The following is a 12,682-nucleotide window of genomic DNA, read 5'->3' as shown; positions in this document are numbered from 1 at the left end:
ACTTCTCCCCGCTGGGGAGAAGGGGGAGATCGGGGCAAGGGCCGCGTTCCAGAGGCGATAGTCCGAGTCATGCAGTTGCTGGGACCGATCGGGGCCAAGCTCCAAATGAAAACCCCGGCTCAAGGCCGGGGCTGATAGTTCAGGTATCTACATCAGGCCGTATGCTCGCGCAAATTGGTGCCTAATGACAACCCGTGCGTGAACATTTAAGCTTTTGGACTGAACCTGTCAACCGAACCACCGATGGAATGAAATGCCATTTACCGTTGCACTGCATCCAGAAGTGATCCCAATCATGATAACATCCAAGCGTCTCCAGAGTTATAAAAGCGTGTTTACGCATTCCTGCGAACATCAGCTCGTCGCATCTTACGTCTGGAACTCTCATGTATGCTCCGTCCTGCATCCGCTTCTGTCTTCTGCCGAGATCACCGTGCGAAATTCAATAGACAAGGCACTTGTTTCCCAAGGGGGCCCTGGCACCTTCTGGTGGAGCGCCACGAAACTTAAATACAAGTCATTCGCACCGGGAGCTCCGGTCCCGGAGGTGGTCCAGAAAGTCCGTGACAACTTTTCAAGAGCAACGAATACGGCACGTAGGGAAAAGCGGGATCGATATGGCAATTTCGCGTGGCCAAGCCACGACGACATTATCGCCAAGACCGATTTCTCGACGTGGGAATGGATGTTCGATGCAGAATTCCTTGGGCCAAGGCTCATCTGGCAATCAAGATTGGGAAGGGTTCTAAAAGGCCCTTGGCCAACGACCAGTGTCGGCTCCACCCTCGCGCAGGCCGGCAGGTTGGTGAAAATTGTGAGAGACACCCGCAATCGCCTCTCCCACCATGAGCCGGTCTGGAAGCGCAACGGAGTGACCACCCAGGATCAGGCGGTTGCCCATTTAAACGAGAAAATAGATACGATAATTGAGCTGATAACTTTGGTATCACCTCATCAGGTCGATCTTCTATCCAAGAACGGGATCATTTTGAATGCAAGACGCATTTGCTCGGTCGATGAACTTGAGAGATTGAAGCTGATTGCGTCTCCGATCACCGTGTAGACCCTCGCTCGACCCGGCTCACGTGGCTCGCAGTCTGATGGAAGTTGCGACCTCATTTGCCAAAGCCCTCGCCCATCGCCCAACCAGCAAACAAAAGAGGAGGACTTTGCCGCCCTCCCCTTCGCGTCTTACCTGACCGTCCGTACCGTCTCAGGCGGCGTAGCGGGTGCGGTGTTGGGCCGGCTGCGGACGGCTGGTTTCTTCCAGTTTGAAGCGGGCGAGCAGGGTTTGCAGCTGGCGGCTTTCGTCGGCCAGGGTTTCGCTTGCGGCCGTGGTTTCCTCGACCATGGCGGCGTTCTTCTGGGTCATCTGGTCCATGTGGTTGACCGAGGTGTTGATTTCGGCGAGCGCCGTTGATTGTTCGCGGGCGGCGGTGGCGATGCTTTCGACGTGGTCGTTGACGCGCAGCACCAGCCGTTCGATTTCAACCAGCGCATCGCCGGTTGCGCGCACCAGCGAGACCCCGCCCTCGACCTCGGAAGCGGATGCGCTGATCAGCGCCTTGATCTCCTTGGCGGCATTGGCGGAGCGCTGGGCGAGCTCGCGGACTTCCTGGGCGACGACGGCAAAACCGCGGCCGGCATCACCGGCGCGCGCGGCTTCGACGCCGGCATTCAGCGCCAGAAGGTTGGTCTGGAAGGCGATCTCGTCGATGACGCCGATGATCTGGCTGATCTTGCTGGAAGACCCCTCGATCCGGCTCATGGCGGTGACGGCGTTGCGGACGATCTCGCCGGATTTTCCGGCACTCTCCTTGGTTTCGCGCACCATGTCGCGGGCCTCAACGGCGCGGGCAGACGAGGTGCGCACGGTCGCCGTGATCTCGTCGAGCGCGGCTGCGGTTTCCTCCAGCGCTGCCGCCTGCTGTTCGGTGCGTTTCGACAGGTCGTTGGCAGCCGAACTCAGTTCGGCCGAGCTGTCCTTGATGGTGCCGGCGGCACCGCGCACGTTGTTCATGGTCGAGCGCAGCGTTACCATCGTGGCGTTGACGTTCTGCTGCAGTTCGGCAAACGCGCCCTGGAAATGGCCTTCCATGCTTTCCGAGAGGTCGGCATCGGCAAGCGCTGCGATGACGCGGCGCACTTCGGTGACAGCGAGATCGATGCTCTCCACCAGTTCGTTGACGCTGCCGGCAAACCGGTTGAGATCGTCATTCTGGTAATCTTTGCCGATGCGGCCGGTGAAATCGCCGGCGACAGCTGCGGCGACGACAGCGCTGATGCTCGACTGCAGGTCGCTGCTCAGCGCATGCAGGGCGGCTTCCTGCGCTTTCATATCGCGCATCGCCAGGGCGTTGTGGCGGAAGACCTCGACGGCGCGGGCCATCTCGCCGATCTCGTCCTTGCGGGTGGCGTCGGTGCCGGCGCTGTCAAGATTGCCTTCGGCCAGACGGCTCATGGCGGCGGTGAGATCCCGCACCGGGATGGAGATGCCGCGCCGGGCAACCAGAAGGCTGACGAGTGCTCCAACGGCAATGCAGCCGATCGCGGCAAAGACAGCAATCAGAAGGGCGACGGAGGACGACTGCAGCGCATCGGCACGGGCGGCGGCAAGCGCTTCGCCCGAATAGGTGCTGTAGACCTTGACGGTGCTGGTGACGGTCTTTTGCGCATCAAGCGCCTTGGCAAGCGCCGCCTTGATGGCGGCAGCATCCTGCGGGTTGGCAGCGGCAATATCGACCATGGCGCGGATTTCTCCGAAATAGGTTTTAAGCGTCGCGCGGATCGCCTGCAGCTGCTGGAGCTCCGTTGCGTCGGCGGCGGCCTCGATCTTTGGCAGGCGCGCCAGCATTTCCGTGGAGCGCTTGTCAGCCTCTTCGCGGAAATCGGCGGATTTGTCCGGCTGTGCGGCCAGCTGGTAGGTCATGCGGCTGATGGCGATGATATCGACGCGCAGGTCCATGGCCTCGCGGGCAACCTCTTCCCTGGCGCCGACCGAGACGATGGCCGATTCCAGCGCCAGGATGCCGCGTGCACCGACGGATGCGATGACCAGGCAGGACAGCCCCATGACGAAAACGACCAGACTGATCTTCTGGAGAATGGAGAGATTGCGAAAATTCATGTCGAAACTCCGGCTGGGCAAGGGACCGCACGCTGAACAAAATGGGAGGAGCGAGGCATGATGCCTCTTTCAAAGCGCAGGAGAAAACCGACATCGCGCATGACGGCGCAATCTGAGGGAATTGCTCTAACGTCCGGTTAAGACTGGCATCCCAGAAATCGAGATGACAGTCAGGCGGCAAAAAATGCGACATCCGAAGCGGGTGCCACCACAGCCGATGCGAGTTTCAGCTTGAACCTTCGCCACCCGGTCTCTATCTCGGACGCATCACCCCTCGCATTGCCCCGGAGATTTCCTTGTCCATCTTCAAAAATCTGCCACCTGCGCCCGCCGCCTTGAAAAAGCCGGTGACCGATACCCGCCACGGCATCACCCGCACGGACGACTATGCCTGGCTGCGCGCCGAAAACTGGCAGGCGATGTTCAAGGATCCCTCGATCCTCGATCCGGAGATCCGCAGGCATCTGGAGGCCGAGAACGCCTATATGAAGGCGGCGATGGCCGATACCGATGCGCTGCAAAAGACGCTGTTTTCCGAGATGAAGGGCCGCATCAAGGAGGATGACTCATCCGTTCCGGTCAAGGACGGGCCGTATGCCTATGGCACCTTTTATGTGACGGGCGGCGAGCAGCCGTCCTTCTTCCGTACGCCGCGCGATGGCGGTGCGCGTTCCGTGCTGCTTGACGGCGACAAGGAGGCGGAAGGCAAGGCCTATTTCCGTCTGGGCGGCGTCGATCACTCGACCGATCACAGCCGGGGTCTGTGGAGCTATGACGACAAGGGCTCGGAATATTATACGCTGCGCGTGCGCGATCTCGCCACCGGCGATGACCTTGCCGATATCATCGAGAATACCGGCGGCGGCGGCGCCTGGGCGCCCGATGGCAAGAGCTTTTTCTACACCGTGCTTGACGACAACCACCGTCCTTCGAAGATCTTCCACCATATCGTCGGCACCGGGCAAGGCGACGACCGGCTGGTCTACGAGGAAGAGGATCCGGGCTTCTTCATGGGCGTCGGCGGCTCGATGCTCGACGACTTCATCTATATCGACATCCACGATCACGAAACCAGCGAATACTGGCTCCTGCCGACCTCCGATCTGACCGGCGAGCCACAGCTGGTGGCGGCCCGCGAAACCGGTCTTGAATATTCGCTGTCTGAAGGCGGCGATGTCTTCTACATCCTCACCAATGCCGACGGCGCCAAGGATTTCAAGATCATGCAGACGCCGGTTGAGACACCGGCGCGGGAACACTGGACCGACGTCGTGCCGCATACGGCCGGCCGGCTGATCATCTCGCACGGCGCCTATGCCCGCCATCTCGTGTGGCTGGAGCGCGAGGCCGGCCTGCCGCAGATCAAGATCCGCGACCGGCGCACCGGCGAGGAACATGCGATCGCCTTTGCCGAAGAGGCGTTTTCGCTGGGGCTTTCGGGCGCTGCCGAATACGACACCGACGTCATCCGCTTCTCCTATTCCTCGATGACGACGCCGAGCCAGCTCTACGACTACAATATGGTGACGCGCGAGCGCACGCTGCTGAAGACGCAGGAAGTGCCGTCCGGCCACAATCCCGGCGACTACGTCACCCGCCGCGTCATGGCGCCGGCTTGGGACGGCGCCGAGGTTCCGGTCACCCTGCTCTACCGCAAGGACTTGGCCCTCGACGGCTCGGCGCCCTGCCTGCTCTACGGCTACGGCGCCTATGGCATTGCCATTCCCGCCTCGTTCAACACCAATTGCCTGTCGCTCGCCGATCGCGGCTTCGTCTATGCCATCGCCCATATCCGCGGCGGCAAGGACAAGGGCTTTGAATGGTACGAAGACGGCCGGATGGAGAAGAAGACCAACACGTTCAAGGACTTCATCGCAGCAGCCGACTATTTGAATCAACAGAAGTTCACGTCCTACGAAAACATCATCGCCGAGGGCGGCTCGGCCGGCGGCATGCTGATGGGGGCTATTGCCAATATGGCGCCGGAGAAATTCAAGGGCGTCATCGCCGCCGTACCCTTCGTCGATGTGTTGAACACCATGCTCGACGACACGCTGCCGCTGACCCCGCCGGAATGGCCGGAATGGGGCAACCCGATCGAGGACAGGACGGCCTATGAGCGCATGGCCGCCTATTCGCCTTACGACAACGTTTCGGAAAAGCCCTACCCGGCGATCCTGGCGCTGGGCGGCCTCACCGACCCGCGCGTCACCTATTGGGAACCGGCCAAGTGGGTCGCCAAGCTGCGCGAAAAAACCACGGGCTCGGAACCCATCCTGATGAAGACCAACATGGACGCCGGCCATGGCGGCGCCTCCGGCCGCTTCCAACGCCTGGAGGAAATCGCCTTCGAATACGCATTCGCGATCAAGGTGGCGGGGAAGATGTAACGAGCCTTCCGGCACCCACTTTCCCTCATACCTGCCCTCGTGGCTTGTATCCAGTCAGCTCAAGTCCTTGAGCTGATAGAGTCTTTCGACCCGACAGACGTCGGGTCGCTGGATCCCCGTCATCCTCCCCTCGGGTGAAACCCGAGGGGAGGATGACGGGGAGTGGGATATCGCTCTCGCCAGACCATGGCTTTCAGGCTTCGCTACTGTCTAAGCATAACCTTCTACAACGGTGAAACGCGGTATTTTTGGTTGATCCACCGGTCCATGTCATCGCTGGAAATATTGGGGCGAGGATCGTCCAGCGAAGCCTTGACGCGGGCACGAATGGACACCATCGCCGCCTCCAGCACATCGCTGGACGAGGCATAAAGTCCCGCATCAACCCTGTCGTTGATGATTTCGACCAGTTCGGCGGGAAGCGTAATGCTGAGTTTTTCGTTCACGGCGCAATCTCCATCGCAATATCAAAATAGGCCAGAACCTTGCAGGCCGCAACGCCCTTGCCGCCGCGAGCCCGTGACCTTACCTTAGACGCATGACATCATCCATGCGCGAAAAGACGGCAACGGCCGCCCCCATTCCCTTTGACAACAGCTATGCCCGGCTGCCGCAGCATTTTCATGCGGCGGCTGTCCCGACACCGGTTTCCGAGCCGTGGCTGATCAAGTTCAACCGGCCGCTGGCGATCGAGCTTGGGCTCGATGCCGATGCGCTGGAGCGCGAGGGGGCGGCGATCTTTTCCGGCAATGCGATACCCGCCGGCGCCGAACCGCTGGGCATGGCCTATGCCGGCCATCAGTTCGGTCAATTCGTGCCGCTCCTGGGCGACGGGCGGGCAATCCTGATCGGCGAGGTCATCGATATCCATGGCAGGCGCCGCGATATCCAGCTGAAAGGCGCGGGCAAGACGCCCTATTCGCGGCGCGGCGACGGGCGCGCGGCACTTGGGCCGGTCCTGCGCGAATATATCGTCAGCGAGGCAATGTTTGCGCTGGGCATTCCGGCGACCCGGGCGCTTGCCGCCGTCGTTACCGGCGAGCCGGTCTACCGCGAGAGGGTGCTTCCCGGCGGCGTCATCACCCGCGTGGCGGCCAGCCATATCCGCGTCGGCACCTTCCAGTTCCTGGCGGCGCGCGGCGACACCGAGGGGCTGAAGGTGCTTTCGGATCATGTCATTGCGCGGCATTACCCCGGCATCGAGACCCAGGAGCATCCCTATCTGGCGCTGTTGCAGGCGGTGATCGAGCGGCAGGCGTCGCTGATTGCGCGCTGGCTTTGCGTCGGCTTCATCCACGGCGTGATGAACACCGATAATTGCGCCATATCAGGCGAAACCATCGATTTCGGTCCTTGCGCCTTTCTCGATGCCTACGACCCGGCAAAGGTGTTTTCCTCGATCGACCGGGGCGGACGCTATGCCTATGGCAGCCAGCCGGCGATTGGCCAATGGAACATGGCGCGGCTGGCCGAAACCCTGCTGCCGCTGCTCGACCCGGAACCGTCGGAAGCCGTCAATCTCGCCAATGATGCGATTGGTAATTATGGCGCGCTGTTCCAGACCCATTGGCTCACCGGCATGAAGGCAAAGATCGGCCTGCAGACCGAGGAGGATGGCGACCTTGATCTGGTTCAGGGCTTGCTGAGCGCCATGCACCGCAACGAAACCGATTTCACGCTGACCTTCCGCAAGCTCTGCGATGCCGCCGAAGGCAGCGCCAAGGACGGTCCGCTTCGCGATCTCTTTGCCGATACAGCCGATATTGACGCCTGGCTTGCCGCGTGGCGCGAGCGGACGGGGCGCGAACCCTTGTCCGACGCGCAGACGGCTGCCGCCATGCGCGCCGTTAATCCCGCGATCATCCCGCGCAACCACCGGATCGAGCAGGCGATCCGCGCTGCTGAGGACGATGGAGATTTCTCGTTGTTCGAGGCGCTGAACGACGCCCTTGCCAGGCCCTACGACGACCGGCCGGGCTTTGCAGCCTACGCGGCGCCGCCCGCGCCGTCGGAAGAAGTGTTGAAGACGTTTTGCGGGACGTGAGGGGCGTCGCGCTTTAGGCTTTGGGATTGCTGCCAACGCTGAATGCGATTCTCTGGCGGGGTCATCACCCCGCTCTCCGTCATCCTCACCCCTGTGGTGGGGATCCAGTGACCCGGCGTCTGCCGGGTCAAAAGACTCTTTCAGCTCAATGACTTGAGCTGGCTGGATTCCTGTGACAGGCACAGGAATGACGGATGCTGCGAACATCAATCTGACAGCCGCCCACGCAATCTCCCGTCACTCCCAGTCCGTTCCCCCAGCAACAGCACAGCCATAGGGCGGCAGGCGGTTTTCGAAATTGGATTTCAGCTGGGCGCAGCCCCATTTGCGAAGCGGTTCCGGCATGCGGCTGTTGAGCTCGATGCCGACCTCGTCCAGCGGGTCGCTGGTATTGGTGACATAGAGCAGCCAGCGCCCGCCGATCACGCCGATGACGGCTACGACGACAACCAGCAGAACCGTCAGCAATTTCTTCATGTCAGACCTCGATATGATAAACCTTGCCGCTGACCTATCCTATTTTCCCGCGCTGCCGAAATCCTTTTGCAGGCCGTGCGCCAGACGCCTGCCTGCCATGCCGAATTTTGATGGCTGTGGGCAATTGTGGCCATTGAAAGGCGGCGCCCGTGCGATATGTTCGGTGATATCGCGCGCGGCGATTGAACCCTTTGCGCGCCACCGATTGAGGTTCACCGCGCACAGCACCATCCGGCGCGATGGCCAGCCCCAAGACCAGACGGCCTTTTCCCTGAGGCCCCAGATGCCCACCGCAAGCGAGACGTTCCGCGCGGCGCGGCTTTCCATAACGGGAGATATTCATGTTGATTTTGTTGACGGCCATCGTCTTCGCACTGATCGGGCTTGGGCTCGGCGGCGGCGGGCTTTGGCTCATCGTGCTCGGCGGCAGCTGGTATTATGCCATTGCCGGCCTCGGCTTCCTCATCACCGCCTTTCTCCTGTTGGCGCGGCGCGGCGCAGCACTCACCGTCTATGCGCTTTTGATCATCGGCACGCTCGCCTGGGCGATCTGGGAAGTTGGCTTCGACTGGTGGCAGCTTGGACCGCGCGGCGGCGTCATCATCCTGCTCGGCCTCTGGCTGCTTTTGCCGGCCATCCGCCGCGGCCTCGGCTTTGTCAGCCCGACCGGCCAGGTCTACAAGGCCAGCGCCCTGCCGCTCGGCCTTGCCGTGATCGCCTCGATCGCCGTTGCCGGCTACTCGATGACGCAGGACCCGCTTGATCTTGCCGGCGAACTGCCGGTTGGAACGGCGACCGCAGCTGCCGATCTCGGCGGCAATGTCCCCGACGGCGAATGGCACCAATACGGCCGCACGCCCTATGGCCAGCGCTATTCGCCACTCTCGCAGATCACGCCTGGCAATGTGGGTACGCTGCAAGAGGCCTGGCAATATCAGACCGGCGACGTGAAGCGCCCCGACGATGTCGGCGAAACCACCTATCAGGTGACGCCGCTGAAAATCCACGACACGCTCTACATGTGCACGCCGCACAATCTGGCCATTGCGCTGGACGCCGCGACCGGCAAGGAAAAATGGAAGTTCGACGCCAATTCCGGGATGAACCCGGACCGGCAGCACCAGACCTGCCGTGGCGTGACCTATTATGCCGATCCGGCCGCCGTGGCCGGCAGCGCCTGCGCCGAACGGGTCTATCTGCCGACCGCCGATGCACGGCTGATCGCGCTCGATGCCGCCAATGGCAAGGTCTGCGAGAGCTTTGCCGACAAGGGCACGCTGCATCTTGAAAAAGGCATGCAGTACAATCCGGCCGGCTATTACTACTCGACCTCGCCGCCGGTGATCACCGCCGGCAAGATCATCATCGGTGGTGCCGTCAACGACAACTACTCGACCCAGGAACAATCCGGCGTCATCCGCGCCTTCGACGTCAATAGCGGCGCGCTGATCTGGAACTGGGACAGTGGCAATCCGGACGTGACGACGCCGCTGCCGGAAGGCCAGACCTACACGACCAACTCACCCAACAGCTGGTCCGTGTTCAGCTATGACGACAAGCTCAACCTTGTCTTCATCCCGCTTGGCAACCAGGTGCCCGACCAGCTCGGCATGAACAGAAGCGAGCATGTGGAGAAATATTCCTCGTCGATCGTGGCGCTGGATATCACCACAGGCGCTGTCCGCTGGGTGCGCCAGACCGTGCATCACGATCTCTGGGACATGGACGTTCCCGCCCAGCCGGTGCTGCTCGACATTACCGGCAAGTACGGCCAGCCGGTTCCGGCCCTCGTCGGCCCCACTAAGCAGGGCGATATCTACGTGCTCGACCGGCGCACCGGCGAGCCGATCATCCCGGTCAAGGAGATCCCGGCCCCGACCGGCGCAATCGCCGAGGATTTCACCGCGCCGACACAACCGATCTCCGACCTCACCTTCTCGCCGCCACCCTTGACGGACAAGAACATGTGGGGCGTGACGATGTTCGACCAGCTCGCCTGCCGGATCGACTTCAAGCGGCTGAAATATGAAGGCCGCTACACGCCGCCATCGCTGCAAGGCAGCCTGATCTATCCCGGCAATTTCGGCACGTTCAACTGGGGCTCGGTCGCGGTCGATCCCGAACGCCAGGTGATGTTCGGCATGCCGACCTATCTGGCCTTCACCTCCAGGCTCGTGCCGCGCGACCAGATCCCGGCCAAGGGCCAGGACGAGAAGGGTTCCGAACAGGGCCTCAACCGCAATGACGGCGCACCTTACGGCGTCTTCATGGGGCCGTTCCTCGGGCCGCTCGGCATCCCCTGCCAGGCGCCGCCATGGGGCTATGTCGCCGGGGCCGATCTGAAGACCGGCCAGATCGCCTACAAGCACAGGAACGGCACCGTGCGGGACATGACGCCGTTGCCCCTGCCCTTCAAGGTCGGCGTGCCCGGCATCGGCGGGCCGATGATCACCAAGGGCGGCGTCGCCTTCCTGGGAGCCGCAGTCGACAACTATATCCGCGCCTATGAGCTGACCACCGGCAAGGTGCTGTGGGAAGGCCGCCTGCCTGCCGGCGGGCAGTCCACCCCGATGAGCTACGCCACCGATGACGGCACCCAGTTCGTCCTGATCGTCGCCGGCGGCCACGGCTCTGTCGGCACCAAGCCGGGCGACTACGTGATCGCGTACAAGCTGGCGAAGTAAGGCAGCGTCGACACAACGAAAAAGCCGGCGGAGCGATCCGCCGGCTTTTTGTTTTCCGGTTAGGGGCTGATGAATCGGGCAGCGCCGCCATCGCCGCCGCCAGCCTTATCCCATCATGGCGGCGACCAGTTTGCCCACGTCGCCGAAGACCGGCTCCAGTTCCTTGGTCGGCTTCTTGCCCTCGGCGATATAGACGGAGACGAGGATCGTGTGGTCTCCAGAGGGCCGCACGAAGCCGATGTCGCCGGCTTCGCCGTGGCCGCTGGTGCCGGTCTTTTCACCGATCGTCCAGGTTTTCGGAAGCCCTGCGCGCAGGCGTTTGGCACCCGTCGTATTGGCGATAAGCCAGGCGGTAAACTGGTCGCGGGACGCTGTCGATAGCGTGTCGCCGAGCAGGAGCTTGCCGAGCGTCTCCGTCATCGCCTTTGGCGTCGTCGTATCACGGGGATCGCCGATCTTGGCCTCGTTGAGTTCCGGTTCCCAGCGGTCGAGGCGGGTGGTGGCGTCACCGATCGTGCGCAGCCAGTCCGTCAGCCCCTTGGGGCCGCCGAAGCTTGCCAGAAGCAGGTTGGCCGCCCCATTGTCGCTCAACGTGACGGCGGCATCGCAAAGTTCGCGCACCGTCATGGCACCGCCGACACGCTTTTCGACAGCGGGCGAATAGGTCAAAAGATGCTTCTTGGTAATCAGCACCTTGCGGTCGAGCTTCTCCTCGCCCTTGTCGGCGCGCGCGAGCACGCAGGCCGCCGCCAGCGCCTTGAAGGTCGAGCACATGGCAAAGCGCTCGTCCGGCCGGTGGGAAAAGGATGCCTTGGTTTTCGTATCGAGGACGTAGACGCCGAGACGGCCGCCGGTTTGTTTTTCGAGTGCTGCCAATTGCTTTTCGATGTCTTTTCCAGCCGCAAGGACCGTTTGCGGTGCAAGGCCGATGCCGGGCAGCAACAGGCCGGAGCCGATGAGGAAGGAGCGGCGATTGAACGTGAACGACATGCGATGGGGTCTCCCTGGATCATTGTGCGGCGCGGCCAAGAGCTTGATTGTCATGACTTATATAAGCAATTACTCAATCAGCTATGATGCGCTGGAGGCCATGGGTAGGGAGCGAATGTGGCCGGTCTTGGCCGGAAAGATGGCCGTTCAAAATCTTGTTTCCGCCGCAAAAATTAACAGGCCTCAGAATCCCGTTGACATTTGTGCGGAAAAGGCGACATTGCCCGCCATGATCAGAACCGCAAACATCGCCCGCTGGTATTTTACGCTGCTCCCATAGGTGCGGCTGTCTGATCTCGTTCAAACAAGCCGCCATCAGGCGGCTTTTGTTTTTGGACGGCACCTGATGGCGGGAAAGCCATAAGGAGCCATTATATGCTGCAGACCCTTCCTCTTCCGCCCGCCATCCGCGCCCCGATGGTCACCATCCGCACCGCCAAGCAGCGCGACTTGCCTGCACTGCGCGAACTGATCAGCGAACTTGCCGCCCATCACGGCGACGCCGCCGCCGTGACACCCGAAAATCTTGAGCGCGACCTGTTCGGCCGCATGCCCTGGATCACGGCGCTGGTGGCCGAGGCTGCAGGCGAACTAATCGGCTACGCCATCCTCGTGCCGCTCTACCGCGCCCAGCAGGGTGCGCGCGGCATGGAACTGCACCATCTCTACGTGCGCAGCGCCCATCGCGGCACCGGCATCGGCCGCCACCTCGTCGCCAAGGCCCGCGAACAGGCCCGCATGGCCGGCGCCACCTACCTCTCCGTCAGCGCCGCCACCGGCAATTTCCAGGCGCACCGCTTCTACGAATCGGAAAACTTCACCCCCGGCCCAGTCACCGGCATGCGCTATTTGCAGACGCTGGCCTGAGGGCGGGCGGGCAGCATGATGGCGATGGGCGCGTTCGATGGAACGCGCCTTGGCCGCCAAAAACACCAAAGACGCTTGTTTGGCGAGAGCGATACCCTACAAT

11 protein-coding genes are annotated in these 12,682 nt (G+C 62.0%); 6 read left to right on the top strand and 5 right to left on the bottom strand.

The annotated features are described in order from the left end of the window. Positions 1 to 253 precede the first annotated feature (253 nt). Positions 254 to 1,063: a CAAX protease gene (locus tag ASD32_RS20450; protein WP_156383268.1), complete on the top strand. Its 810-nt coding sequence runs from the start codon at positions 254 to 256 to the stop codon at positions 1,061 to 1,063. 150 nt (positions 1,064 to 1,213) lie between these two features. Here the strand turns inward: ASD32_RS20450 and ASD32_RS20445 are convergent, their stop codons facing one another. Next, positions 1,214 to 3,127: a methyl-accepting chemotaxis protein gene (locus ASD32_RS20445; protein ID WP_060639896.1), complete on the bottom strand. Its 1,914-nt coding sequence runs from the start codon at positions 3,125 to 3,127 to the stop codon at positions 1,214 to 1,216. A 296-nt stretch (positions 3,128 to 3,423) separates the two neighbouring features. Between ASD32_RS20445 and ASD32_RS20440 the strand changes: the two genes are divergently transcribed. Next, positions 3,424 to 5,517 carry a S9 family peptidase gene (locus ASD32_RS20440; RefSeq protein WP_060639895.1) on the top strand — a complete coding sequence of 698 codons (2,094 nt, stop codon included), beginning with the start codon at positions 3,424 to 3,426 and terminating at the stop codon, positions 5,515 to 5,517. Between the two features lie 224 nt (positions 5,518 to 5,741). Here ASD32_RS20440 and ASD32_RS20435 read toward each other — a convergent pair whose 3' ends face one another. Continuing rightward, the gene (locus ASD32_RS20435; protein WP_060639894.1) at positions 5,742 to 5,963 is read right to left on the bottom strand and encodes a hypothetical protein; all 222 of its coding nucleotides are present in this window, start codon (positions 5,961 to 5,963) and stop codon (positions 5,742 to 5,744) included. Positions 5,964 to 6,067: 104 nt separating this feature from the next. On the opposite strand from ASD32_RS20435, the gene ASD32_RS20430 reads away from it, so the two are divergent. After that, entirely contained in the window at positions 6,068 to 7,561 is a 1,494-nt protein-coding gene (locus ASD32_RS20430; protein ID WP_162252688.1) for a protein adenylyltransferase SelO, read from the top strand. 237 nt (positions 7,562 to 7,798) lie between these two features. Here the strand turns inward: ASD32_RS20430 and ASD32_RS20425 are convergent, their stop codons facing one another. Both ASD32_RS20425 and ASD32_RS20420 read right to left on the bottom strand, forming a co-directional pair. After that, positions 7,799 to 8,038, bottom strand: coding sequence for a hypothetical protein (locus ASD32_RS20425; RefSeq protein ID WP_060639892.1), 240 nt, complete (start codon positions 8,036 to 8,038; stop codon positions 7,799 to 7,801). Positions 8,039 to 8,077: 39 nt separating this feature from the next. Continuing rightward, a complete protein-coding gene (locus ASD32_RS20420) occupies positions 8,078 to 8,365 on the bottom strand; it encodes a hypothetical protein (protein ID WP_060639891.1) in 288 nt (95 codons plus the stop codon). A gap of 14 nt (positions 8,366 to 8,379) precedes the next feature. Here ASD32_RS20420 and ASD32_RS20415 point away from each other — a divergent pair, with 14 nt between their 5' ends. Next, a complete protein-coding gene (locus ASD32_RS20415) occupies positions 8,380 to 10,722 on the top strand; it encodes a glucose/quinate/shikimate family membrane-bound PQQ-dependent dehydrogenase (RefSeq protein WP_060639890.1) in 2,343 nt (780 codons plus the stop codon). A 105-nt stretch (positions 10,723 to 10,827) separates the two neighbouring features. Here ASD32_RS20415 and bla read toward each other — a convergent pair whose 3' ends face one another. Next, positions 10,828 to 11,712, bottom strand: a complete 885-nt coding sequence (gene bla, locus ASD32_RS20410) for a class A beta-lactamase (protein ID WP_060639889.1) — start codon at positions 11,710 to 11,712, stop codon at positions 10,828 to 10,830. Between bla and ASD32_RS20405 the strand changes: the two genes are divergently transcribed. Beyond that, positions 11,696 to 11,992: a hypothetical protein gene (locus ASD32_RS20405; RefSeq protein ID WP_156383267.1), complete on the top strand. Its 297-nt coding sequence runs from the start codon at positions 11,696 to 11,698 to the stop codon at positions 11,990 to 11,992. The genes bla and ASD32_RS20405 overlap by 17 nt on opposite strands. 95 nt (positions 11,993 to 12,087) lie before the next feature. Further along, positions 12,088 to 12,579 (top strand): GNAT family N-acetyltransferase, encoded by a 492-nt coding sequence (locus ASD32_RS20400; RefSeq protein WP_060639887.1) that lies wholly within the window; start codon positions 12,088 to 12,090, stop codon positions 12,577 to 12,579. Positions 12,580 to 12,682: the final 103 nt, after the last annotated feature.

Origin of the sequence: Rhizobium sp. Root483D2, from assembly GCF_001426685.1 — a bacterium.
Lineage (GTDB): Bacteria > Pseudomonadota > Alphaproteobacteria > Rhizobiales > Rhizobiaceae > Pararhizobium > Pararhizobium qamdonense.
This window is presented reverse-complemented; position numbering and strand designations above follow the sequence as displayed.

Coding starts and splice junctions, on each gene's coding strand:
- ASD32_RS20445 (WP_060639896.1), bottom strand. CDS start 3,127: ATGAATTTTCGCAATCTCTCCATTCTCCAGAAGATCAGTCTGGTCGTT.
- ASD32_RS20450 (WP_156383268.1), top strand. CDS start 254: ATGCCATTTACCGTTGCACTGCATCCAGAAGTGATCCCAATCATGATA.
- ASD32_RS20430 (WP_162252688.1), top strand. CDS start 6,068: ATGCGCGAAAAGACGGCAACGGCCGCCCCCATTCCCTTTGACAACAGC.
- ASD32_RS20415 (WP_060639890.1), top strand. CDS start 8,380: ATGTTGATTTTGTTGACGGCCATCGTCTTCGCACTGATCGGGCTTGGG.
- ASD32_RS20425 (WP_060639892.1), bottom strand. CDS start 8,038: ATGAAGAAATTGCTGACGGTTCTGCTGGTTGTCGTCGTAGCCGTCATC.
- ASD32_RS20400 (WP_060639887.1), top strand. CDS start 12,088: ATGCTGCAGACCCTTCCTCTTCCGCCCGCCATCCGCGCCCCGATGGTC.
- bla (WP_060639889.1), bottom strand. CDS start 11,712: ATGTCGTTCACGTTCAATCGCCGCTCCTTCCTCATCGGCTCCGGCCTG.
- ASD32_RS20420 (WP_060639891.1), bottom strand. CDS start 8,365: ATGGAAAGCCGCGCCGCGCGGAACGTCTCGCTTGCGGTGGGCATCTGG.